The organism is Mesorhizobium sp. M0808 (assembly GCF_040320025.1).
In the GTDB taxonomy this organism is placed as follows: Bacteria; Pseudomonadota; Alphaproteobacteria; order Rhizobiales; family Rhizobiaceae; genus Mesorhizobium.
This window is the reverse complement of sequence record NZ_JAMYOX010000038.1, coordinates 37,758-60,123: the sequence shown is the minus strand read 5'-3', so window position 1 is coordinate 60,123 and position 22,366 is coordinate 37,758. Positions and strand designations below refer to the sequence as shown.

Genomic DNA, 22,366 nt, shown 5'->3' with positions numbered 1-22,366 from the left:
GAGGGGAACCGCGCTCTACGAAGCCCCCTCTCCGGCCGCTTCGCCGAGCCACCTCTCCCCCGCTTCGCAGGGCGAGGAACCCAAGTCTTGAGAGGTCGGAGGGAAGCAACCCTCTGGCCGTCGCTACGGCCTTCGCCAATCTCCAAAGTCACAGGACGCAGGCTCGCGCTTCAGTCCGTCTCACGCAAATAGCTCGCCAGCGCCACCGCATTGTTGTGCGCCTCGTCATGGGCGCCGTAGAGCAGCGCCACCTTGCCTTCACGGAGCAAGGCACGTAGTTCCGCCACCGCCTCGCCGTTCCGGTCGAGCTCATCGCGGTATCGCCGCTGGAACTCCGCCCAGCGCGCCGGCTCATGGCCGAACCATTTGCGCAACCCATTGCTTGGCGCGATGTCCTTTAGCCAGAGCGTCAGCGCCGCGTCCTGCTTGGCGATGCCGCGAGGCCATATGCGGTCGACGAGCACCCGCTGCCCGTCATCGGGCGCCGGCGGCTCATAGATGCGCTTGACCGCGAGCTCCATTGCCAACTCCGCATGGGCCAGCAGGCGCCGCTGCTTGCTGGCCTTCGCTTAAAGATCCCGGGCCTAAACCCACTCGCCCTTGCGCATCACCGGCACGCGGCTGCCGTCCTTATGGACGCCGTCTATGTCGATCTTGTCCGAGCCGATCATCCAGTCGATGTGGATGAAACTCTTGTTGCCGCCGCGCGCCGCGATCTCGTCCTGGCCGAGCGAGGCGCCGTCGACGAAGCACTTCGAATAGCACTGGCCGAGCGCGATGTGGCAGGCGGCGTTCTCGTCGAACAGCGTGTTGAAAAACAGCAGCCCGCTCTTGGCGATCGGCGAGGAATGCGGCACCAGCGCCACCTCGCCGAGACGGCGCGAGCCTTCGTCGGTATCGAGCACCTTTTGCAGCACATCCTCGCCCTTCGTGGCCTTGGCCTCGACAATGCGGCCCGCCTCGAAACGCACCGCAATGCCGTCGATCAGGGTACCCTGATAGGACAGCGGCTTGGTGCTGGTGACATGGCCTTCGACGCGCCTTGCATGCGGCGTGGTGAAAACCTCTTCGGTCGGGATGTTGGGGTTGCAGGTGATGCCGTTCTTGGCGGTCGAGGCGCCGCCCATCCACTCGTGGCCGTCGGCCAGCCCGACGGTCAGGTCGGTGCCGGGGCCGGTGAAATGCAGTGCGTGGAAATTGTGGCCGTTCAGCCATTCGGTGCGGCTCTTCAACGCCGTATTGTGCGCCGTCCAGTTGCCGATCGGGTCTTCGACATCCACCCGCGAGGCGGCAAAGATGGCGTCGGCGAGCTTGGCCACCGCGAGGTCTTCGGCATCGTCCGGGAAAACCTGCTTGGCCCAGGCCTGATCGGGATAGGCGACGATGTTCCAGTTGATGTCGAAGCCGGTGATCTTCTCCAGCGCCGGCTGGTAGGCCATCGAATTCGCCTTGTTGGCACGCGCCACCTTTGCCGGGTCCTGCGCCGAAAGCAGCGACGGATCCTCGCCGCGCACGGCAAGCCTCGCCGCATTGTTGGCGAAGGCTTTTGCCATGCCTTCATAGAGCCAGCCGGCGGCGCGGTCGAAGCCGGCGTCGACGCCGTAGCGGAAGCGCGCGAGCGTGATCTCATCGTCGTTGAAGATCGGCGTCACCAGGCCGGCACCTGCCTTGTAGGCGTGCTCGACGATCCGCCGCGTCAAAGGCAGCGCTGCAATAGACGAGGTCAGCACCAGATCCTGCCCCGGTTGCAATTGCAGCCCGACCTTGACGGCGACCTCCGCCAGCCTGTCGAGCTTCACCGGGTCGATGGTTGCGGAAACGCCGCGCGAATGTGTGGTCATGATCCTGCCTGCTGTGATTGGGGACTGTTTCTTACATAGACCGGCGCTGCCGACCTTTCCACTCTGATGACGCCGGCAGGTCTAGCTGACGCTCGAGCGATCTGAACTGCGCCATCGTCGCCTCGATCTCTTCGCGGATCCAGGTCTTGAAATCCCTGACTTTGCGGCTTTCGCTCTTGCTGGCCGAGGTCACCAGCCAATAGCCGAGCCCGCTCTGCGCCCGTATGCCGAACGGCGCAACGAGACGGCCGTCGGCCAGCGCGTCGGCGGCCAGCAACTGCCAGCCGAGCATGACGCCGTGACCGGCAATCGCTGATTCCAGGCACAGCATCGGGTCGGTGAAGCGCGCGCCTTTCATGAAGGTGACCGGCTCCACCCCGGCGGCTTCGAACCAGCTCTCTCAACTGATCATCGACCTTTCGTCGGTGATCGCACAGGTCAAAGCAAGGTCCTCGATCGATTTCAGCTTGCTGGCGATCACCGGTGCACAGACCGGAAACACCTCCTGCGCCAGCAGCAATTCGGCGCGCCCGCCTGGCCATTTGCCGTCGCCGAGCCGAATGGCGACGTCGATGTCCGAACGATCGAGATCGGCAAGCCGCGCCGAGGCATCGATGCGCAGGAGCACGTTCGGATGGCGGGCAAAATGCCGCGACAGCCGCGGCAGCAGCCATTTCGAGGCAAAAGCCGGCGCCACCGAAACCACCAGCGTGCACTCCGAGCTTTCATCGGCAAGCGCCACCGCCTGTGCGAGTTCGCGAAACCCGGCGCTGAGCCGCGCGGTAAAGACGGTGCCGAATTCCGTCGCCACCAGGCCAGCTGGCGTTCGTTCGAACAGCGCGCGGCCGAGTTGTTTTTCTGTTCGGTTGATCTGCTGGCTGACGGCGCTGACCGAGACGTTGAGCTCGCCGGCCGCCGCCGTGAGCGAGCCCAGGCGCGCGACGGCTTCGACGGCGCGTAAGCCGTTGAGGTGCACGCGGTTCAGCATAGCCATACAGTTTTTCTAAACTCGAACGGCTGAAATCTCAATTGCCAGACACTGCCGGATGCCGGATTCTAAGTGGGCTACTCAGAGTGAGGAGGCAAATCTGATGAAGATTTTGTTATGGCTCGGCGCCTTTTCCCCGATCGGAACGCAGCCGCGCCGGCATGACAGCGAGGGCATCAATTGGGTGACCGATCCGCTGGCGCATCCGGTGCTCGACACCATGTCGGAGCGCGAACTCGCCGACATGCCATTCAGGCTGACCGCGCGTCGTACCCGCTTCGAGACGGCCCCGCCAAGGACCTGCTGCGGCTGAAGAAGGACTTGCTGGCACTCAGGTGAGCCGGCCGCCGACGCGGCTGCGCAGCCCTTCTGGCCCAATAAAAGGCGGATTGTCTCGCCGGCAGGCGCACCTATGGTGCACCGCGATGAACATCGCTTCGCCCTTGCGCCTCGCAATCGCCGGCATGATTGCCCTGGCCGTCGCCATGGGCATCGGCCGGTTCGTCTATACGCCGATCCTGCCTGGCATGATGGAAGAGCTCGGCCTGTCGCCGGCCGATGCCGGCTGGATCGCATCTGCCAATTATCTCGGCTATCTCGTCGGCGCGCTTGCCGCCACCGGCGGCTGGGCGCAAGGCCGCGAGCGTCAGCTGATGCTGGCCGGCCTTGCCGCCACCGCGATCCTCGCCGGCCTGATGGGCCTGACCGGCACGATGGCCGCGTTTCTCGTCATCCGCTTTCTTGCCGGCGTTGCAAGCGCCTTTGTCCTGGTCTTCATGACCAGCATCGTTTTCGGTCATCTCGCCGCGGCCGGGCGAAACGACCTGCAGGCGCTGTATTTCGGCGGTGTCGGCCTCGGCATCGCGGCGTCCTCGGCGCTGTTGGCAGTCCTCGTCACCGAACATGCCGGCTGGGCGGCGGGCTGGCTATGGTCGGCGGTGATTTCGGCCTGCGGCTTTGCCGCCGTCGGCTTGCTGGCCGGCGGCACCTCGGCCGCGAACAGCACCACCGGGAGCGAGCCGGCACTGCCGAAACACCGGTCGCTGGTGAAGATCATCGTCGCATACGGCCTGTTCGGCTTCGGCTATATCGTCACGGCAACGTTCCTGGTCGCCATCGTCCGCCAGGGCGGCGGCGGCCGCGTCTTCGAGGCCGTGGTCTGGATGGTCACCGGCCTTGCCGGTTTCCCCTCGGTCTGCTGTGGCAGAAGCTCGCGGCCAGGATCGGGCTTTATGCCACCTATGCCCCGGGGTGTCTGGTCGAGGTGGTCGGCGTCAGCGCCAGTGTCGTCATGGGCGGGCGCACCGGGTCGCTGCTCGGCGGCCTTCTTGTCGGCGGCACCTTCATCGCCATCACCGCGCTTGGCCTGCAGACGGGCAGGCAGCTTGCTCCGCAAGCACCACGCCGGATGCTGGCGGTAATGACGGCCGCCTTCGGCCTTGGCCAGATCATCGGCCCGATCGTCGCCGGGCTGCTTGCGCAGGCCTCGGGTAACTTTTTCCTCGCCTCGATCGTGGCCGCCGCCGTCCTGCTCGCTTCCGGCGCGATCACCTGGTCGGCTGCGCCAAAATCGCCATGATTATGGTCTTGCTCGGTTGCGGGCATCGGGCACGGGCATTTTCTTTCCCACTAATGTGTGACTTTATGCCCGCTGAACCCCGCTGATTTGCGCATCGACCGAGGATTTTCCCACAGTGTTCGTATCCTTCTTCCCGCAGCCGAAGCTCTTTTTCACCTCGGCCGCCGTCTGGAGTGCGGTCATGGTGGCCGTGTGGTTTCTCGGCGGCGACCAGCTAGGCGCTTTGGTCGGATTTCCCCTCCCTGCAGCGGACGCGGCGCCGATCATTGGCGTTTCCGTTTTCTGGTCGCCTCCGTTCCTTTGGTTCTACATCTATTTTACACTTGGTGTGCTGCTCTTTTACGCCTTCTGGCATTGGTATTCCCCGCACCCGTGGGACCGCTGGTCGATCCTTGGCAGCTCGCTGATCTTGTTCACGACCTATTTTCAGGTTCAGGTGAGTGTAGCGATCAATGCCTGGTACGGGCCGTTCTGGGATCTGATTCAGGGCATTGTGAGCAAAAGTGTGAAGGCGACAGAGTATGATGTTTATGCGCAGTTAATAACTTTCCTCGGCATCGCTCTGGTGGCTGTTACTGTTTACGTTCTGACAAATTTCTTTGTAAGCCATTGGGTGTTTCGCTGGCGGACAGCGATGAACGACTACTACATGTCCTATTGGCCTAGGGTGCGGAGCATCGAGGGAGCTTCCCAGCGCGTGCAGGAAGACACGATGCGCTTTTCAAAGATCATGGAAGATCTTGGGACCAGCTTTATTGATTCGATAATGACTTTGATCGCCTTCATGCCGATTTTGCTTGCCTACTCAAAGCACATTACGGCATTGCCTTTCATCGGTCAGGTGCCGCAGCCGTTGGTTTTGGCTGCGATCTTCTGGGCGATGTTTGGGACGGTATGCATTGCCACCGCCGGCATAAAGCTGCCCGGCTTGCAGTTTCGCAACCAGCGCGTCGAAGCCGCTTACCGCAAGGAACTTGTTTATGGTGAGGACGATCAGTCCCGAGCGCAGCCGCCGACCGTTTCCGAATTGTTCGGAAATGTGCGCCAGAACTACTTCCGGCTCTATTTCCACTACGTCTATTTCAATGTGGTCCGCTATCTCTACTTGCAACTAAATACCATATTCCCTCTTTTTTTGATGACTCCTTCGTTGGTCGCCGGAACCTTAACGTTGGGTCTCGTCAACCAGGTCAATTCCGCGTTCAGCCAAGTGACCAGCTCGTTCCAATATCTTGTTAATTCCTGGTCAACGATCGTTGAGCTCTTGTCAGTCCACAAGCGGCTGCGAGCGTTCGAAGCCACGATCAAGGGCGAGCCGCTGCCGGTGATCGATCAGCACTATCTAGAACGGGAACAAGCCGGGCTGCGTCCTGAGGATCAGCCGGCAAGCTAAGACTGGCGGGCGGCGGCGCTTGCGGCTCAGCCGCCCACCGCCGCCTGCCTTTCGCCTCGCCGCGATACATAGTCGCGAAAACTAATGCACTCGACGTCCGCTTTGACGCAGACCTCGCCGGCAAAGCGTTCCAGCGCGTTCCAGTAGGCGCCGTCATTCATCAGCGTGAAGTGGAAGCCGAGCTCAAGCGGAATGCGCTTGCCCTGGTATTGCGCATCGAAGGCGGCGCGGAACGCGTTATAGGTCCGGTCAGCGAACTCTTCTGCCATGCTCGGCCGCTCGAAGCCGCCGGAATGTCTGACATAGAGATTGTAATCCATGGCGATCACGCGCCTTGAGCTCGGCCCTTCCGGGATCTGCGGCAGCGAAAAGCGCGTGATGCCGTTGACGGTCGGCGGCTCGACCGGCCCACGGGAAACGCCGCTTGCGTCGAGCAGGAAGCCGGCCGCGGGCAGCGCCTCATAGAGCGCCTTGTTTGCCGACAGATAAGGCGCGCGAAACCCGACCACCGATTTGCGGGCGAAATCGCGCCAGCCCTTCGGTTCAGGAGCGATGCCGTTGATCGAATACGCGTTTTCGAGAATATGCTTGAATGAGCCGAACTCGCTCAGCCAGTCGGCTTTGCTCCAGTCCTTGCCGTCGAAATGACCGCAGCCATGGCTGCCGATGTCGTGGCCTTCCGAGGCCGCAAGGTTGATCTGCTCGAGCCGCTCGGCAACTTCCTGTTTGGAGGCGGCAAAGCCGATGTTCGATTTGCCTTCTGTCTTGCCGGGCGCGGTGTATTCCTTGCGTGTCTCGGGCGACAACAGAAACACGCAGGAGACGAAATAGGTGAAATGCGCGCCTGTGCGCCGGGCCAGCGCCCGGCTGCGCTGCCATTGCGAAATGTCGCGGGCGCTGTCGAACGAGATGATCACGATCTGCTTCGGCTTTGCCGGCGCCGCCAGCGGGTCGGCAAAAGCCGCGCCGGCAGCAAGCGCGGCAATGGAAAACGCAATAACGCGGGACAAACGGGGCAAAGGCATCTGACTTGATTAGGGAATGTAGAAGCACCGCCTACCGGTGAAATATGGCACGGGTGCGATCGACCTGTGCGGCCGCCGTTGGCGGTGACTGCCTCGTGAATAGGCGATTTTCCTGCCGAACCCCTTCCATGCCGGCAAAATTTCGCTAAAACGCGGGCTCATCAACCGCCCCGCCCGGGGCATGAATGGTTTTGATCCATGTCGGACGACAGTTTTATCCGCGAAGTCAACGAAGAGATTCGTCGCGACCAGGCGCATGCGCTGTGGGATCGTTTCGGTCCCGCCTTGCTCGTGCTGGCCGTGCTGGTGGTGCTTGGCACTGGCGCTGTCGTCGGCTACCGCTATTGGGACGAGACCCGCGCCAACCGCTCGGGCGATGCTTTTTCGCAGGCGCTCAAGCTCGCCAATGACGGCAAGAACGACGAGGCGCTTGCCGCTCTGGAGGCGTTGGAGAAGGACGGCTACGGCGCCTATCCGCTGCTCGCCCGCATGCGCGCGGCAACCGTCAAGGCGGACAAGGGCGACGTCGACGCCGCCGTCAAGGATTTCGACGAGGTCGCCGCCGACACCAAGATCCCCTCCGGCATTCGCGACATGGCTCGTCTCAGGGCAGCGCTGCTTCTGGTCGACCACGGCTCTTTCGCCGATGTCTCCAGCCGCGTCGAGGCGCTCACCGCCGACACCAACACATTGCGCCATACGGCGCGCGAGGCGCTTGGCCTTGCCGCCTGGAAGGAAGGCAAGGCGGCGGATGCATTGAAGCTGTTCGACCAGATCGCCGCGGATGATGGCGCCCCGCACAACACGCGCGAGCGGGCGACTTTGATGTCCGAGCTGATCCGCGGCTCGGGCGGCGTGTCGTGATAGTCCATGACCTTCAAAGTCGCCATCATCGGCCGGCCTAACGTCGGCAAATCGACCCTTTTCAATCGGCTGGTGGGAAGGAAGCTGGCGCTTGTCGATGATACGCCCGGCGTCACTCGCGATCGCCGCGTCCATGCCGCAAAGCTCTACGACCTGCATTTCGACGTCATCGACACCGCCGGCTTCGAGGATGCGGCTGCCTCGACGCTGCCCGGCCGCATGCGCGCCCAGACCGAGATCGCCATCCGCGAGGCTGACCTGATCTTTTTTACGATCGATGCCAAGTCCGGGCTGATGCCCGACGACAAGACCTTCGCCGAGATCGTGCGCAAATCCGGCAAGCCGGTTGTCGTCGTTGCCAACAAGGCCGAGGCGCGCAGCGCCCAGGGCGGCATGCTGGAGGCCTGGGAGCTCGGCCTTGGCGAACCGATCCCGGTCTCGGCCGAACACGGCCAGGGCCTGCCCGATTTGCGCGATGCGGTAATCGCGGCACTGGGCGAGGCGCGTGCCTTCGGCGAGGACGAAGAGGCCGGCGAGGAGGAGGTCGCCGCCAGCGAGGTGCTGATCGGCGAGGACATCAGCGACCCGGACGCCGAGCCGAGCTATGACGACACCAAGCCGATGCGCATCGCCGTCGTCGGCCGCCCCAACGCCGGCAAGTCAACGCTGATCAACGCGCTGATCGGCGAGGAGCGGCTGTTGACCGGCCCCGAGGCCGGCATCACTCGCGATTCCATCTCGGTCGACTGGGACTGGCATGGCCGCCGCTTAAAATTGTTCGACACCGCCGGCATGCGCCGCAAGGCCAGGATCCACGAAAAGCTCGAAGTGATGTCGGTGCAGGACGGCTTGCGCGCCATCCGCTTTGCCGAGATCGTCATCATCGTGCTCGACGCCACCATTCCCTTCGAGAAGCAGGATCTGCAGATCGCCGACCTGATCATCCGCGAGGGCCGTGCCCCGGTGATCGCCTTCAACAAATGGGATCTTGTCGACCATCCCCAGGAGTTGCTGGCCGAGCTGCGCGAAAAAACCGAGCGGCTGCTGCCGCAGGCGCGCGGCATGCAGGCGGTGCCGGTGTCGGCCGAGACCGGGCGTGGCCTCGACAAGCTGATGGATGCCGTCATCCGGACGCATCGAGTTTGGAACAGCCGTGTGTCGACCGGCAAGCTCAACCGCTGGCTGGAAGGCATTTTGGCGCATCATCCGCCGCCGGCCGTCGCCGGACGTCGGCTGAAGATCAAATATGTCACCCAGGCCAAGACGCGGCCGCCGGGCTTCGTCGTCTCCTGCTCACGGCCGGACGCGATGCCGCAATCCTATGTCCGCTATCTCTCGAACAGCCTGCGCGAGGCTTTCGACATGCCCGGCGTGCCGATCCGCATCGCCTTGCGCACCTCGGACAATCCTTTCGCCAGCAAGGCAAAGAAGCGCCGCTGAGCGCCACTGTCCCTTTACGCTACGTTGCGCAGAACGGGCGCCGGTTGCGTCTGCGGCAACGCTTCCAGCGCCGCCTGCAACAGGATGTCGCCAAGCCGCGCCGCTACCGGGTCGGGCTCGGCCTCCTTGCGATGCAGGAACAGCGCCATCTTGGGCAAGGCGGGCACCCCGGCGATCTCCGGCGTCATCGCCCTGACGGTGGCCGGCGTGAGTGGGGGCAGCCTCTGCACCTAATGGGCGGTGTAAGCTCCGTCCACCAGATGGTAGCTCCCAGTGATAAAGCTGGCCTGGTCGGACAACAGGAAGCATACAAGAGCCGCTACCTCTTCCGGTTTCCCGCGCCTGCCCATCGGCTGAAGACCTGCCATGCGCCGGCTGGCTAATGCCTCCATTTGCTCCGATAAAAGAGGCGTTTCGATCCAGCCGGGGCCGACGACATTGATCCGGATGCCCATCCTCGCATATTCAATCGCCGCAACCTTGGTTAATCCAACGACCCCGTGTTTCGCTGCCGTGTATGCGGACGCAGTTGGCAAGCCGACGGAACCGAGAACGGAGGACATGTTCACGATGGCGCCTCCGCCCCGATCCAGCATCGCGGCGATTTCGTACTTCATGCTGTAGAAAACGCCATTTAGATTGACGTTTATCAGTTTGTGCCAGTTGTCGAGCGGATAGTCTGCCGTTGCTTTTCGAATGCCGTCGATACCTGCATTGTTTACCGCCATATCCAGTCCGCCGCATTTCTGGACAGTGAACTCGATCAGCTTTTCCACGGCTGCGGCATCCGTGACATCTACCGCAAAGTCGTAGGCCCTGCCGCCTTGCGAGCTTATTTCGGCGGCTCTGCAGTGCGCTGCCTCGGCATCAAGGTCGGCGACAACAATCTCGGCTCCTTCTTGCGCGAGTTGCCGTGAAACAGCCGCACCTATTCCGGATCCTGCGCCGGTCACAATCGCGACTTTACCATGGAAGTCAGGCTTCATCGTCTCTGTCCTATGCCAATTTTGACATAACCGAACAGAGGCAGACGGTTATCGCAAGAAGTTTCGCTCCAATTCGCTTGTCAATCCTGTGAATTCATTTTGCCACCACAAAGCGAGACTTGGCCCGCAGGCCTTGGAATGGTAGAGACGAAGGCGGCGGTAGATGACCAGTTTCCTAGCAGGTAGAAATGGAAGAACACCACATTGCGCGCCGGGGGCTCGTGCTGGGTAGTCTGGCTCTGATGGTCTCCGGATGTACGTCGACGTTACAACAGGTGGCGGAGCCGATTTCATCCGCGTTCGGACCAAGGCGTGGCCTGAATCCTCGTTACCGACGGCAGCATGTGCGGTACGACGGAAACGAGCCGGCCGGAACGATCGTCGTCGATACTTCGCAACGTTTTCTCTATGCCGTCGAGACGGACGGGTGGGCGACGCGCTACGGCGTCGGCGTCGGCGAGCAGGGACTTTCGTTCAAGGGTACAGCGACCGTCGGCCGCAAGGCGGACTGGCCGTCGTGGACACCCACCGCCAGCATGATGAAGCGCAAGCCGCGCCTGGTGAAGTATGCAGGGGGGGTCCCTGGCGGACCAAACAACCCGCTTGGTGCGCGTGCCCTTTATCTCTATCGCGACGGGCGCGACACCCACTTCCGGATACATGGTACAAACGAGCCGTGGACGATAGGCACAGCAGTATCGAACGGGTGCATCCGTATGATCGATGACGACGTCATTGACCTCTACGACCGTACTCCTTTGGGCACGACGGTGGTGGTTGTTTGATGGTGGGCAGGCCTGATCTCCGTTGGATGGTGAACCTGCCAGCACGTCACCGCAAAGGTGCCGCCTGGAACCGGGTGCCAACTGTGTCATTTCTGCACTAGGCGTTGATGTAGATCGCGGGTAGCTTGGCGGGGCTGCATATTGTTTTTATTTGTGGCGATTCCATAGGCTGTTCCGCCCTCGGGGAAAGGATTGCTTGATGAACAGGATGTTGATTGTAATGGTTGCCACCCTCGCCGTTGCCAGCCTGAGCGGCTGCGCGAATGGCATGATCGGCAAAGGAAAGGGGAAGGCTCCTCCGCCGGAACCCGCTGCCGTAGAGGAGCCCGTGATTAAATAAGGACCGGCTTTCGGTTATTCGGGAAGGGCCGCCAGGCCCTTCCCAATCGATATGCAGGGGCCAGCCGGATTCGTAGCCTACGTGCGTTAGCGGGCATAGGTTGGCGCTAGGCCTGCGGTTCTCGGAGTTCTGGATAGATGACGCTAGTAAGTGGCCGTTCAACAATTGTGGCCCTGCTCGCACTTGTCGCAGCGTCATGTCAGTCGCAGGACAGCAAGCCCCAGCCGACTTTTGTGTCCAATGATAAGGCACTGAGAACCGCGGCGATGCCGGCGCGCGCGGCGGCGTCAACTCAAGCCCAGCGGTATTTCATCGAGTTCCGCTCCCGGTACGCCCTTACCTACGGCCATTCCTACGTGATTTTTGGACGATTGAACCAGGCCGGACGGATGGTCAACCCCGAAGTGGCGGGCCTCGCTCCGAAGTCCGGTGATCCCAATGTCTATGTTCTCGGCCATTTGGCGCCCGTGCCAGCCTCGACCGGGTGGACGGACGGCGACCTGGAAGATGCTTACCGGTCGGCAAGCTGGCGTGTATTACTTACCGAAGCCGAATATAGGAAAGTCGTCGCGAGCATACGAAGGCTGCAGGCCAGTTCTCCGCTTTGGCACGCGTCGCTCTACAACTGCAACGCATTCGTAGCGGACATCGCTAGATCCATGGGGTATAAGACCCCCGGTATCTGGCTCCGGCCGCAACAATTCATAACCAAGCTTCGGGAGATGAACGCGGGTTGAAATGCGATTGGCAAAACCCGCTTTCGCGCCCATTCGCCCGGTTAAGTGCGAAGGGAACGCGCTCTGAATGTCTACGGTCGACAACTCGGACGGTGACATCGTTGCGACGGCTTATCATCGTCCCAGATCGAGAAAAGGCTCCGGTGACGTGACGTGACCATTGCTGTAGCCTCAGTTGGCGAGATCATATGGGTGATCGGCATCGTTGCTTGGTACGTGATCCGGTATCCGTTCGAGCGCCGGGCAAGGCGCGTGCGAATTGTAGCTGGCGGCAGCTCAAGTTCCGACACCGTCGGGCTTGTATCGGCTCTCCTTGGCCTGGCAATCCTGCCTGGCTTCTATGTCGCTACCGGCATCCCCGGAGCGGCTGATCATCCGGCCAGCGTGTGGTCGGTGGCGCTCGGAACCATCATCTTCTGCTCAGCGCTGTGGATTTTTCGCTTATCCCACAAGGAACTTGGCCGTAACTGGTCGATTACGCTCGAGATTCGCGAACGGCATGAACTGGTCAGCGCCGGGCCATACGCCTTGGTCCGTCACCCTATGTACACCTCTTTCCTGCTTATGGGGCTCGGCCAGCTCTTTCTGCTGCCGAACTGGGTTGCGGGCATATCGGGTTTGATTGGTTTCGCAGTCCTTTTCCTGCTGAGAGTGGATAAGGAAGAGCGTATGATGCTGGAGAATTTAGGCTCGCAATACCGTGTCTATATGGAAAGGACCAAGCGGATATTCCCTTATCTTTATTAGAGGTCGTTTTATGCGAGGCCGAGCCCTCAAGCTTTCCGCGCCCCGGCGCCTTGTTGGCGATCTGATGAGGTTTTCGATCGGCGTGCCACGGGTCGCGGTGCAGCGTCAGATGAATCTCGGCCCACTCGTAAGGGCTAGAATGGCGCAGCAGACCAGGCCCTCGTGGACCGCTATCTTCCTGAAAGGGTATGCGCTTCTTGCCCTAGAGATGCCGGAGCTGCGGCGCGCCTATGTCAAGTTGCCTTGGCCGCAGCTTTACGAGTATCCGGCAAGCGTAGCCTCGATTGCCCACGAGCGCGAATATGATGGCGAGCCGGCCGTTCTGCTGAGCCGCATCAAATGCCCGGAGCGCTACTCCATCACGGAACTTGAGGGATCCATCCACGCGGCTCGATCACGGCCGATCCAGGAGGTCCCGGAGTTTCGGCGTGCCTTGCGGGTGGCAGGTGCGCCCGCGCCAGTCAGGTGGCTGCTTATGTGGCTAGGGTTGAACATCGCCCGGCAAAGGGCAAATTACTTCGGTACCTTCCAACTGTCCGTCTATTCTGGCCTCGGTGCGGAATCACTCAACCCGCTGACACCACTGACCACCCTTCTCAACTACGGTCCGATCGGCAAAGACGGATCGGTGAATGTCCGCATCCACTACGATCACCGGGTCATGGATGGAGCGAACGTCGCACGAGCACTGGAGAGATTCGAAAAGATTCTGAACGGCACTGTCGCCAATGAAGTGGTGCTGCTCGGTCAAGATGTTTCCGCTCCTGCAAGACAGAGGAACGCGACGTGATTTCGCACTGTGAATTCCGGCCAGCTATCGTCGTGATTGGCGGCTCGGGTGGAATTGGCCGGGCGATTGCGTGCGTCGCTGCAAGGGAGCGCGGTGCGGTTGTGCTGGTTGCCCGCTCGCCTGAGGGTTTGGCCGGCGCGGCGTCTGAGGTTAGGGAGGCGGGCGGCGAGGCATTCACGCTCGAGTTGGATCTCGTGGCAGGCGATGCGCCAACGCGCCTGGAGGGCTTTCTGTCCGCACACGGCCTGGTCTGTGATGTCCTGGTCAACAGCGCCGGCTATGGCCTGCGGGGCGCGACGACGGCGCTGCCTATTGATGGTCAACTCGGCATCATCGATCTCAATATACATTCCCTCACAGAACTGACCCTTCATTTTCTGCCGGGAATGGTGGCGCGCCGACGGGGCGGGGTGCTCAATCTCAGTTCCGTGGCCGGGTTCGTTCCCGGGCCTTATATGGCTGTGTACTTCGCTAGCAAAGCTTTCGTGCGCTTCTTCTCAGAGGCGCTTCACCAGGAATTGCGCCGAACCGGCGTGACGGTCACATGCGTTGCACCAGGCCCGGTGCCGACGGAGTTTCTCGCAAGGTCAGGCGCCAATCAGACGGTGCTCTTCAACATCTTGCCCAAGGTGGATCCGGAGTATGTAGCCGAACGGGCGTGGCGAGGGTTCAAATCGGGTCGTCGCCTAGTCGTACCGGGAATCTCGGCCAAGTTGGCTGCCCTTGCGGCAGCGCTCCTGCCTTCCGCAGCGCTGCTGCCCCTGGTTGGCCGTCTGCAACGCCGCGGCAATGATCAATGTCCTTGCGGTTCAGGTATAAAGTTCAAGAAATGCTGCGGTACCCGCCAGATTCAGCTACGCCGGGGCCCTCGGGGAATTATCCCCTGACCGGACCAGCGTGCACCGAAAAACCTCATTGAAGCGAGAGACCGCTCGCCGATGACGGGTGTTAAGCATGTTGGTAGCATAGAGGCGAGGCTTTCGACATGCCCGGCGTGCCGATCCGCATCGCCTTGCGCACGTCGGACCACCCGTTCGCCAGCAGGGCGAAGAAGCGCCGTTAGATCATCATTCGCGGAACCTTGCGAGACGTCGGCGGGACAGCGCCCCCTCTGCCCTGCCGGGCATCTCCCCCATTTGGGGGAGATTGGCCGTCCTCTCCGCTTTAGCCAATCTCCAGCGCCGAAAGACGGGTGGGACGGCGAAGCTGCTAGTCTAATCTCCCCCCTCGTGGGGGAGATGTCCGGCAGGACAGAGGGGGGCGCGAGGGATCGCGAGCGCTCGTCTGCGCTAAGCCGCTTTCCTCAGACCATCCGCGTCGCCACTTCCCGGCAACGCTTCCAGCGCCGCCTGCAGCAGGATGTCGCCAAGCCGCGCCGCTACCGGGTCGGGCTCGGCCTCCTTGCGATGCAGGAACAGCGCCATCTTGGGCAAAGCGGGCAGCCCGGCGATCTCCGGCGTCATCGCCCTGACGGTGGCCGGCAGGCCGATATCGGTGCGGATCGTCAGTCCGAGCCCGGCGGCGACGGCTGCCCAGATGCCGCCAAGGCTCGGGCTGGAGAAGGCCATCCGCCATGCCAGGCCGGCGCGGTCGAGCGTTTCGGTCGCCACGCTGCGCAGCAGGCACGGCGCTTCGAGCGCCACCAGCGGCAACGCCTCGCCATCGCGCAGGCTGGTCTCGATCTGTTTTGCCGGGCCGATCCAGCGCATCTGGACGTCGGCTACATGCCGGCTGTAGGGCAGCGTCGCGCCATTGTGCCAGGCAAGCGCGATATCGAGGCTGCCCGAAATGATCCGTTCGGCAAGCTCATGGCTGCGTGCGATCCTGGCCTCGATCTTGACCTTGGGATGGGCGCGGGTGAAGCGCCCGAGCACCTCCGGCAGCACCGCCTCGCCGAAATCCTCCTGTAGCCCAAGCCGCACCCAACCCTCCAGCTCGACATCGTGGATGGCGGAGGCGGCCTCGTCATTGAGCTCGATCAGCCGCCGCGCGTAGCCGAGCATGGTCTCGCCCGCGTCCGTCAGCACCAGACCACGCCCAGATTTACGGAAGATCGGCGTCGCCGCCTGCTCCTCCAGCTTCTTCAATTGCGCACTGATTGCCGAGGTCGAGCGGCCGAGCCGGTCGGCGGCCTTGGCGAAGCTGCCCAGCTCCATGCCGGTGACGAAGCTGCGCAGGACTTCGAGATCGAATGTCACGCGTCGCATGCCAATAATCCTGATATTCGGGACCTTACGTCAAAAACTTCCTGATATTCAGTACGAAGCTATGGCGGTAGAGAGAGCGCGTCAAGACCGAATGCAGCCGACCCATGCAGGAGCTGAACCATGTCCGCTGTCGCCACACGAGCAGATTGCAAACCGCTTCGCCCGGCCGCCGTTGCCGCCCCGTCAGAAGCGGCGGCACTTCGACCCAATCATCGCTGGAAGGTGCTGGGCATCGGCGTCGCCGCCAATGCCTGCTTTTCCGCGACCTTCTCCGGCATTCCGGCGACGGCGGTGTTCCTGCGCTCGGGCTACCATCTCTCCAATGGCGAACTCGGCCTGGCGCTTGGCCTTCTCGGCCTGGGCGTGGCGCTGAGCGAATTGCCGTGGGGGCTGCTGACCGATCGCTGGGGCGACCGCCGCGTTCTGCTGACGGGGCTCGGCGCAACCGCGGTTTGGCTGCTTGTCATGGCCGCGCTGGTCGTGCCGTCACCGGCCCATATTCCCGGCATCGCGCTTCTCGCCGCTGCCCTGCTGGTCACCGGATTGCTCGGCGGCAGCGTCAACGGCTCCAGCGGCCGCGCCATCATGGCCTGGTTCGGCGAAGGCGAGCGCGGCTTTGCCATGAGCATCAGGCAGACGGCGGTGCCGCTTGGCGGCGGGCTTGGCGCGCTCGTGCTGCCATCGCTCGCTTCAGCCCATGGCTTCACGGCAGTCTTCGGACTTCTGGCGGCTGCATCCGCGGTCTCGACCTCGCTCGCCTGGCGCTGGCTGCATCAGCCGCCGGCGCATGACGATGCCAATTCGGGCAGCATGGCATTGTCGGCCGGCCCGGCGCCGCTGCGCAACCCGGCCGTCTGGCGCATCGCAACAGCCATCGGCCTGCTTTGCTTTCCGCAGGTGGCGGTGCTTACATTTGCTTCCGTGTTCCTGCATGATTTCGCCGGCATGGGAACAGCCGTGATCAGCGCCAGCCTGGCTGCCGTGCAGGTCGGCGCCATGGTCATGCGCGTCTGGAGCGGCCGCTACACCGACCGTCACGGCAACCGCCGGTCGTTCCTGCGTCTGTGCAGCATGCTGAGCGTGGCCGCCTTCACCGTGCTTGCGGCGCTCGTCTTGTTTTCGGCCCAATTCTTGTCAGGCCAAGCGCCGATGCTGTCGCCGGCGATGGTCGCGATGCTGGTCGTGGCCGGCATCTGCGTCTCCTCCTGGCATGGCGTCGCCTACACCGAGCTTGCGACGCTGGCCGGCGCGAGCCAGGCCGGAACGGCGCTCGGCCTTGCCAACAGCCTGGTCTTCATTGCCTTCTTCCTGGTGCCGATCGCCATTCCCGGACTTCTCGTGCTCTGCTCGTGGGCAGGCGTCTGGCTGGGTGCGGCTATTTGCGCGCTGATCGCCTGGCCGATCTTTCTTCCGTCAAGCGATGGCCGCAAAAGCGCCTGACTTCGACACGAGATGGGAAAACAACGTTCTAAGCTGTTAACGCCCCATCAAGGTTAATGCATCATTGTAGCTCTCCAGTGGGGTCCGTTGCGTTTCTGGAGAGTTCCGTGCATCGACGTGTTTTGACGCGGCTTGTCGCCGCCGCCGGTGAGAAAAAGCGTTCCTTCCTGTCTCCGTTTATTATTGGCCTTGGCATCTGGATCGGCTTTCCGACGGTCGCTGCCTATCAGGACATGACCAGCCTGGTCTCCGGCCTGGAGGCGCCGAGCGTCCGCTGGAACGCCTATGTCGAGAAATCCGTCGCCGGCTCCGTTCACGCCGCCGAAATGCCCTTCCTCGATTCCAGCAGCACCGGCTCGCTCTCCGGCTCCGGCGTCCAACTGCCCGGCATCGGCTCCGTCTCGTTTCGCGGCAAGGGCGGCATCGCCGGCACGACGCCGGACGAGAACCGCATCACGCGTGCCGACAAGAAGGGCCGCATCATCCAGGTCTCGCCCGTCTCGCCGCCGAAGAACTTCAACGCCGGCTCGATCTTCGAGCGCACCTCTTCGCTGCTCCGCCCAAGCATGGACAGCGGCCTGAGGATGGCTTTCGCCAAGCCCGAGATCAAAGGCAAGGAAATCCAGATCGCCGCCGCCTTCCACACGCGCATCGACAAGAAGCCGGATTCCGGCGTGCCGGCGATGCTTGCCGCGCTGGTCAACAATGATCATCCTGACGTGCTGGCGACCGCTTACGCCTCGTCGGTCCCCGATTACGCCAAGGCGTCGCCTTTCGAGGCCTTGCTGCAGGACGAGGACGCGAACGATGGCCGCTTCATTCCGCCGCTGAGCAAGGGCGATCATTCTTGGATGCAGACGCCGCTGCCGGCGAGCGTCTTTTCCAAACCGGAGCAGGCCTGTCTCGCCAACGGCATCTATTTCGAGGCGCGCGGCGAAGCCGTGCGTGGCCAGGCCGCCGTCGCCCAGGTCATCCTCAACCGCGTCCGCAACCCGGCCTATCCGAACTCGATCTGCGGCGTCGTCTACCAGAACGACAACTGGTTCAACCGCTGCCAGTTTTCCTTCGCCTGCGACGGCAGGAAGAAGCGCATCGACAACCCCGCTGCCTACCAGACCGCACAGGATGTCGCCATGGCCGTCACAGCCGGCAAGATCTTCATTCCGGAAGTCGGCTCGTCGACCCATTATTACGCCAACTACGTCCATCCGGGCTGGGCGCGGACGATGCAGAAAATGACCAGGATCGGCCTGCACATCTTCTACCGCACCTATGGCGGCGGCTGGAGCTGAGCGCTCGGGCAGCCCTTGCATCTTTCCCGCGAGAGCGGCCGATCGAAGACGCATCGCCGTAGGGATTCGGCCGCAGCCCGCCAGAGGCCGCGTCGGGCACGATGTCGCACCCGAGCAAGTAGCTGATTTATAACAAAAAAATACTTGAGCTTGAACGTCCGCCCGTGGCTTGACGGGCGCGGACCCTCTAACTATGTTGCCGGCGACTTTAAGAAGCGGACGGACGGCGACGGTCTGACCGGGCAGGAGGGGGTTGCGTGGCCGACAAGAATGGGCCAGACGGAACCGGCAAAACCGGCCGCGGCAAGCAGCATGAAGCCGACATCCGCGACGACGATCTTGAGCGCCGCCGGCGCGACCTTGAAGCATCGCTTGCGACAAGGCGGCCTGATCGGCTCGAGGGGAAAGACGACGCGAAAGCGGGCAGTGTGGCCGGGTACGGCCAGGCGCTCAAGCTGTCCAGCGAGTTCATCGCCGGGATAGTGGTCGGCGCGGCTCTCGGCTGGTTTATCGATCGCGTGGCGGGGACATCGCCATGGGGTCTGATAGTCGGGCTGCTGCTGGGTTTTGGCGCCGGCGTGCTCAATGTCCTGCGTTCAGCCGGGCTTGTGTCGGAATTCGGAACGGGCGACAAGCCGCGCGATCCGAAAGAATGAATTGAGGCGCCGCATGCCGGCGCATTGAACAGGATACTGAAGCCGTCTGCGGCTTTGATGGGGATTTAAAGTGGCTGCTGACAAGGTCGATCCGATCCACCAATTCCAGATCCATCCGATCATTCCGATTCACATCGGCGGCTACGACCTGTCTTTCACCAATTCGGCACTGTTCATGCTTGCCACGGTCGCTGTCGCATCGGCGTTTCTCTACCTCAGCACGTCGAGCCGCAGCCTGGTTCCGGGCCGCCTTCAGTCGGTCTCGGAAATGGCCTATGAATTTGTCGGCAATATGCTGAGGGACGCGGCGGGCACGCAAGGCATGAAGTTCTTCCCCTTTGTGTTCTCGCTGTTCATGTTCGTGCTTGTCGCCAACCTGCTTGGCCTGTTCCCGTATTTCTTCACCATCACCAGCCACATCATCGTCACTTTCGGCCTCGCTGCGCTGGTGATCGGAACGGTCGTTGTCTACGGCTTCACCAAGCACGGCCTTGGCTTCCTGAAGCTGTTCGTCCCGCACGGCGTGCCGGTTTACCTGCTGCCGTTGGTGGTGCTGATTGAGGTGATTTCCTTCGTCTCGCGTCCGGTCAGCCTCTCGGTTCGTCTGTTCGCCAACATGCTCGCCGGTCACATCACGCTGAAAGTGTTCTCGGGGTTTGTCGTCAGCCTGAGCGCGCTCGGCGCGGTCGGCGTGGCGGGTTCGGTTTTGCCGCTGGCGATGGCCGTGGCGCTGACGGCGCTGGAGCTGCTGGTCGCGTTCCTGCAGGCCTACGTCTTTGCCGTGCTGACCTGCATGTATCTCAACGACGCCCTGCATCCCGGGCACTGACAAGGTTTCCGGCATTGCCGCCGGATCGAATTTGCAACGGAATTTTAGATCCAAAGGAGTTGAATAAATGGACGCAGAAGCAGCAAAGTACATCGGCGCCGGCATCGCATGCCTCGGCATGGGCGGCGCGGGCATTGGCCTCGGCAACATTTTCGGCAGCTATCTGGCGGGCGCGCTGCGCAACCCGTCGGCCGCCGACGGCCAGTTCGGCCGTCTGATCTTCGGCTTCGCCGTGACCGAAGCGCTGGGTATTTTCTCGCTTCTCATCGCGCTTCTCGCCCTGTTCGGCTGAATGCTTGTTCGGCTGAACATTGGGAAGAATTGAACAGGCCGGCCGCGATCCTGCGGCGGGCCTGAATTTCGGGGATAGTCCATGTTCGTGACATCTGCCTTTGCGCAAGAGCCCGCGCCCGCCGTCGAAGGTGGCAGCGCTGGCACCGGTGTGCCTGCCGAGGCGCACGGCACGTTCCCGCCATTCAATCCGGCGACGTACCCCTCGCAGCTTCTATGGCTGGCAATCACCTTCGGGCTGTTTTATCTCTTCTTGAAACGGGTGGTGATGCCGCGCGTTGGTGGCATCATCGACGTGCGCAACGACCGCATTACCCAGGATCTCGACCATGCTGCCCGGCTGAAAAGCGAGGCCGATGCCGCCGTTGCCGCCTATGAGCAGGAATTGGCGGAAGCCAAGGGCAAGGCCAATGCGATCGGCCAGCAGGCCAACGATGCGGCCAAGGCGGAAGCCGAAGCTGCCCGCAAGACGATCGAAGCCGCCCTCGACCAGAAGCTTGGCGAGGCCGAGGCGCGTATTTCTTCCATCAAGGCCAATGCCATGAAGGAAGTCGGCACGATCGCCGAGGATACCGCTTCAGCCATCGTCGAGGCGCTTGTCGGCGGCAAGGCCAGCAAGGCCGAAATCGCGGCCGCGGTCAAATCCGTGGCCGGGTGAGGAGCGCATCATGGACGCCACATCTCTCGCGACGCTTTGGGCAACGGTTGCTCTCGTAATCTTCCTCGGCATCGCCATCTACATCAAGGTGCCGGGCATGATCGCCAAGGCGCTCGATGCGCGTGCCGACAAGATCAGCTCCGAGCTCGAGGAAGCGCGGCGGTTGCGCGAAGAGGCCCAGCAACTGCTCGGCCAATACCAGCGCAAGCGCAAGGAAGCCGAGCAGGAGGCCGCGGCCATCGTCGCCGCCGCCAAGCGTGAAGCCGACATGCTTGCCGCCGAGGCGCACAAGAAGACCGAGGACTATGTCGCCCGGCGCACCGCCTTGGCCGAGCAGAAGATCGGCCAGGCCGAGCGCGAAGCGATCGGCGAAGTGCGCACCAGCGCCGTCGATATCGCGGTCGAAGCCGCGCGCGCGCTGCTGGCCGGCAAGATCGACGCCAAGGCCGGCGCCGACCTGTTCAACGCCTCGCTGCAGGATTTGAAGTCGAAGCTGAACTGAGCGGAGCGTAATCTCCCCCCTCGAGGGGGAGATGGCCGGCAGGCCAGAGGGGGTCGCCGCGCGTGAAGCGCCAGCCTTCTCTTTCGTCCCGCATGGCGTCGCGCCAGGACGTACCGACCCCCTCTGTCGCCTTTGGCGACATCTCCCCCTCGAGGGGGAGATCACACCATGCCGAATCGCTCAATCCAAACCCGAAAAACCCTCTTCCTCCAGCACCTCGGTGCCGCCGAACCGGAACGGCGCGAAGGAGGCGCGGTGCAGCCGCGCCACTGGTCCATGCAGATCGATCGCCGTGCGATGGCGCACAGTGGCGTAGCCCATATGGAGTTCGAAGCCGTAACGCGCATGATGGCTGCCGCAGCCGCACATCATGCGGTCGCGCATCACCTTGGCGACGATCGAGGCTGCGGCGATCGACTGCGAGCGCTGGTCGCCCTTGATCAGTGCTTTGCCCTCGCAGGGCAGGCCGGGCGGCACGTCGCGGCCGTCGGCCAGTGCCAGCTTCGGCCGGATTGACAGGCCGGCCACGGCACGGCGCATCGCCTCCAGGCTGGCCTTGAGGATGTTGGAGGCATCGATGCCTTCGGCGCTGACCGACGCCATCGATACGGCGAGTGCGGAGCCAAGGATTTTCAGGAACAGCGCCTCACGCTGCAAATGCGTCAGCCGCTTGGAATCGTCGAGGCCGTCGGGGATGTTGGCGGGATCGAGCACCACCGCTGCCGCTACCACCGGCCCGGCGAGCGGGCCGCGGCCGGCCTCGTCCATCCCCGCCACCGGCCACAGGCCTTCGGCCACCGCCTTCGTCTCGAACGAGAAGTCGGGTTTCTCGACGATTTCGAAGAGAAGCGGAGAATCGGAACGCGGGCGAGCCATGGTGCGGCGAGGTTCGCATCGGCTCCGATTCTCCGCAAGTCCCTCCGGGTCGGGCGGGGCACCGGACCAGGAGGGGCTACCGTCTGCAAGCCCGGGGACA

General features: G+C 62.7%; 24 protein-coding genes and 2 pseudogenes. 18 read left to right on the top strand and 8 right to left on the bottom strand.

The window, feature by feature from the left end:
* Nucleotides 1–170: 170 nt before the first annotated feature.
* From NKI25_RS29250 to NKI25_RS29240, 3 genes and pseudogenes are all read right to left on the bottom strand, one after another.
* Nucleotides 171–527: a DUF488 domain-containing protein gene (locus NKI25_RS29250; protein WP_352593198.1), complete on the bottom strand. Its 357-nt coding sequence runs from the start codon at nucleotides 525–527 to the stop codon at nucleotides 171–173.
* Between the two features lie 57 nt (nucleotides 528–584).
* Nucleotides 585–1,841, bottom strand: coding sequence for an aminopeptidase (locus NKI25_RS29245; protein WP_353000114.1), 1,257 nt, complete (start codon nucleotides 1,839–1,841; stop codon nucleotides 585–587).
* Nucleotides 1,842–1,872: 31 nt separating this feature from the next.
* Nucleotides 1,873–2,835, bottom strand: a pseudogene (locus tag NKI25_RS29240) (LysR substrate-binding domain-containing protein).
* A gap of 97 nt (nucleotides 2,836–2,932) precedes the next feature.
* Here NKI25_RS29240 and NKI25_RS29235 point away from each other — a divergent pair.
* From NKI25_RS29235 to sbmA, 3 genes and pseudogenes are all read left to right on the top strand, one after another.
* On the top strand, nucleotides 2,933–3,142 hold the full coding sequence (locus tag NKI25_RS29235) for a hypothetical protein (RefSeq protein WP_352593207.1): 210 nt from the start codon (nucleotides 2,933–2,935) through the stop codon (nucleotides 3,140–3,142).
* Nucleotides 3,143–3,254: 112 nt separating this feature from the next.
* Nucleotides 3,255–4,408: pseudogene (locus NKI25_RS29230) on the top strand (YbfB/YjiJ family MFS transporter).
* A 115-nt stretch (nucleotides 4,409–4,523) separates the two neighbouring features.
* On the top strand, nucleotides 4,524–5,801 hold the full coding sequence (sbmA, locus tag NKI25_RS29225; RefSeq protein WP_352449943.1) for a peptide antibiotic transporter SbmA: 1,278 nt from the start codon (nucleotides 4,524–4,526) through the stop codon (nucleotides 5,799–5,801).
* A 26-nt stretch (nucleotides 5,802–5,827) separates the two neighbouring features.
* On the opposite strand, the gene NKI25_RS29220 is transcribed toward sbmA, so the two are convergent.
* Nucleotides 5,828–6,820 carry a polysaccharide deacetylase family protein gene (locus tag NKI25_RS29220; protein WP_352593213.1) on the bottom strand — a complete coding sequence of 331 codons (993 nt, stop codon included), beginning with the start codon at nucleotides 6,818–6,820 and terminating at the stop codon, nucleotides 5,828–5,830.
* A gap of 204 nt (nucleotides 6,821–7,024) precedes the next feature.
* Between NKI25_RS29220 and NKI25_RS29215 the strand changes: the two genes are divergently transcribed.
* Together NKI25_RS29215 and der are read left to right on the top strand one after the other, a co-directional pair.
* On the top strand, nucleotides 7,025–7,690 hold the full coding sequence (locus tag NKI25_RS29215) for a tetratricopeptide repeat protein (RefSeq protein ID WP_352593216.1): 666 nt from the start codon (nucleotides 7,025–7,027) through the stop codon (nucleotides 7,688–7,690).
* Between the two features lie 6 nt (nucleotides 7,691–7,696).
* Nucleotides 7,697–9,130 carry a ribosome biogenesis GTPase Der gene (gene der, locus NKI25_RS29210; protein WP_352708727.1) on the top strand — a complete coding sequence of 478 codons (1,434 nt, stop codon included), beginning with the start codon at nucleotides 7,697–7,699 and terminating at the stop codon, nucleotides 9,128–9,130.
* A 14-nt stretch (nucleotides 9,131–9,144) separates the two neighbouring features.
* Here der and NKI25_RS29205 read toward each other — a convergent pair whose 3' ends face one another.
* Nucleotides 9,145–9,360, bottom strand: coding sequence for a hypothetical protein (locus tag NKI25_RS29205; RefSeq protein WP_352593222.1), 216 nt, complete (start codon nucleotides 9,358–9,360; stop codon nucleotides 9,145–9,147).
* Entirely contained in the window at nucleotides 9,361–10,116 is a 756-nt protein-coding gene (locus NKI25_RS29200; protein ID WP_352476622.1) for an SDR family NAD(P)-dependent oxidoreductase, read from the bottom strand.
* A gap of 188 nt (nucleotides 10,117–10,304) precedes the next feature.
* Between NKI25_RS29200 and NKI25_RS29195 the strand changes: the two genes are divergently transcribed.
* The 6 genes from NKI25_RS29195 (at nucleotide 10,305) to NKI25_RS29170 (ending at nucleotide 14,402) form a co-directional block, all read left to right on the top strand.
* Entirely contained in the window at nucleotides 10,305–10,901 is a 597-nt protein-coding gene (locus tag NKI25_RS29195) for a L,D-transpeptidase (RefSeq protein WP_352593225.1), read from the top strand.
* 199 nt (nucleotides 10,902–11,100) lie between these two features.
* Nucleotides 11,101–11,241 carry a hypothetical protein gene (locus tag NKI25_RS29190; protein WP_023722423.1) on the top strand — a complete coding sequence of 47 codons (141 nt, stop codon included), beginning with the start codon at nucleotides 11,101–11,103 and terminating at the stop codon, nucleotides 11,239–11,241.
* 137 nt (nucleotides 11,242–11,378) lie between these two features.
* Entirely contained in the window at nucleotides 11,379–11,978 is a 600-nt protein-coding gene (locus NKI25_RS29185) for a hypothetical protein (protein WP_031195118.1), read from the top strand.
* Between the two features lie 159 nt (nucleotides 11,979–12,137).
* Nucleotides 12,138–12,725: a protein-S-isoprenylcysteine O-methyltransferase gene (locus NKI25_RS29180; protein WP_031195116.1), complete on the top strand. Its 588-nt coding sequence runs from the start codon at nucleotides 12,138–12,140 to the stop codon at nucleotides 12,723–12,725.
* Between the two features lie 10 nt (nucleotides 12,726–12,735).
* Nucleotides 12,736–13,515 carry a hypothetical protein gene (locus NKI25_RS29175; RefSeq protein WP_352593418.1) on the top strand — a complete coding sequence of 260 codons (780 nt, stop codon included), beginning with the start codon at nucleotides 12,736–12,738 and terminating at the stop codon, nucleotides 13,513–13,515.
* Nucleotides 13,512–14,402, top strand: coding sequence for an SDR family NAD(P)-dependent oxidoreductase (locus NKI25_RS29170; protein WP_352593228.1), 891 nt, complete (start codon nucleotides 13,512–13,514; stop codon nucleotides 14,400–14,402). The genes NKI25_RS29175 and NKI25_RS29170 overlap by 4 nt, the downstream gene beginning before the upstream one ends.
* A gap of 402 nt (nucleotides 14,403–14,804) precedes the next feature.
* On the opposite strand, the gene NKI25_RS29165 is transcribed toward NKI25_RS29170, so the two are convergent.
* Nucleotides 14,805–15,722, bottom strand: coding sequence for a LysR substrate-binding domain-containing protein (locus NKI25_RS29165; protein WP_352593231.1), 918 nt, complete (start codon nucleotides 15,720–15,722; stop codon nucleotides 14,805–14,807).
* Nucleotides 15,723–15,842: 120 nt separating this feature from the next.
* On the opposite strand from NKI25_RS29165, the gene NKI25_RS29160 reads away from it, so the two are divergent.
* From NKI25_RS29160 to NKI25_RS29130, 7 genes are all read left to right on the top strand, one after another.
* Nucleotides 15,843–17,162 (top strand): MFS transporter, encoded by a 1,320-nt coding sequence (locus NKI25_RS29160; RefSeq protein WP_352593234.1) that lies wholly within the window; start codon nucleotides 15,843–15,845, stop codon nucleotides 17,160–17,162.
* A 107-nt stretch (nucleotides 17,163–17,269) separates the two neighbouring features.
* The gene (locus NKI25_RS29155) at nucleotides 17,270–18,454 is read left to right on the top strand and encodes a cell wall hydrolase (RefSeq protein ID WP_352593237.1); all 1,185 of its coding nucleotides are present in this window, start codon (nucleotides 17,270–17,272) and stop codon (nucleotides 18,452–18,454) included.
* A 257-nt stretch (nucleotides 18,455–18,711) separates the two neighbouring features.
* The gene (locus NKI25_RS29150) at nucleotides 18,712–19,110 is read left to right on the top strand and encodes an AtpZ/AtpI family protein (protein ID WP_023716852.1); all 399 of its coding nucleotides are present in this window, start codon (nucleotides 18,712–18,714) and stop codon (nucleotides 19,108–19,110) included.
* Nucleotides 19,111–19,180: 70 nt separating this feature from the next.
* Nucleotides 19,181–19,939, top strand: coding sequence for a F0F1 ATP synthase subunit A (locus tag NKI25_RS29145; protein ID WP_352579870.1), 759 nt, complete (start codon nucleotides 19,181–19,183; stop codon nucleotides 19,937–19,939).
* A 67-nt stretch (nucleotides 19,940–20,006) separates the two neighbouring features.
* On the top strand, nucleotides 20,007–20,231 hold the full coding sequence (locus tag NKI25_RS29140; RefSeq protein ID WP_006206606.1) for a F0F1 ATP synthase subunit C: 225 nt from the start codon (nucleotides 20,007–20,009) through the stop codon (nucleotides 20,229–20,231).
* Between the two features lie 81 nt (nucleotides 20,232–20,312).
* Nucleotides 20,313–20,888 carry a F0F1 ATP synthase subunit B gene (locus NKI25_RS29135; protein WP_352622998.1) on the top strand — a complete coding sequence of 192 codons (576 nt, stop codon included), beginning with the start codon at nucleotides 20,313–20,315 and terminating at the stop codon, nucleotides 20,886–20,888.
* Between the two features lie 10 nt (nucleotides 20,889–20,898).
* Nucleotides 20,899–21,390 (top strand): F0F1 ATP synthase subunit B, encoded by a 492-nt coding sequence (locus NKI25_RS29130; RefSeq protein ID WP_352593243.1) that lies wholly within the window; start codon nucleotides 20,899–20,901, stop codon nucleotides 21,388–21,390.
* Between the two features lie 180 nt (nucleotides 21,391–21,570).
* Here the strand turns inward: NKI25_RS29130 and rnhB are convergent, their stop codons facing one another.
* Nucleotides 21,571–22,266: a ribonuclease HII gene (gene rnhB / locus NKI25_RS29125; RefSeq protein WP_352593246.1), complete on the bottom strand. Its 696-nt coding sequence runs from the start codon at nucleotides 22,264–22,266 to the stop codon at nucleotides 21,571–21,573.
* Nucleotides 22,267–22,366: the final 100 nt, after the last annotated feature.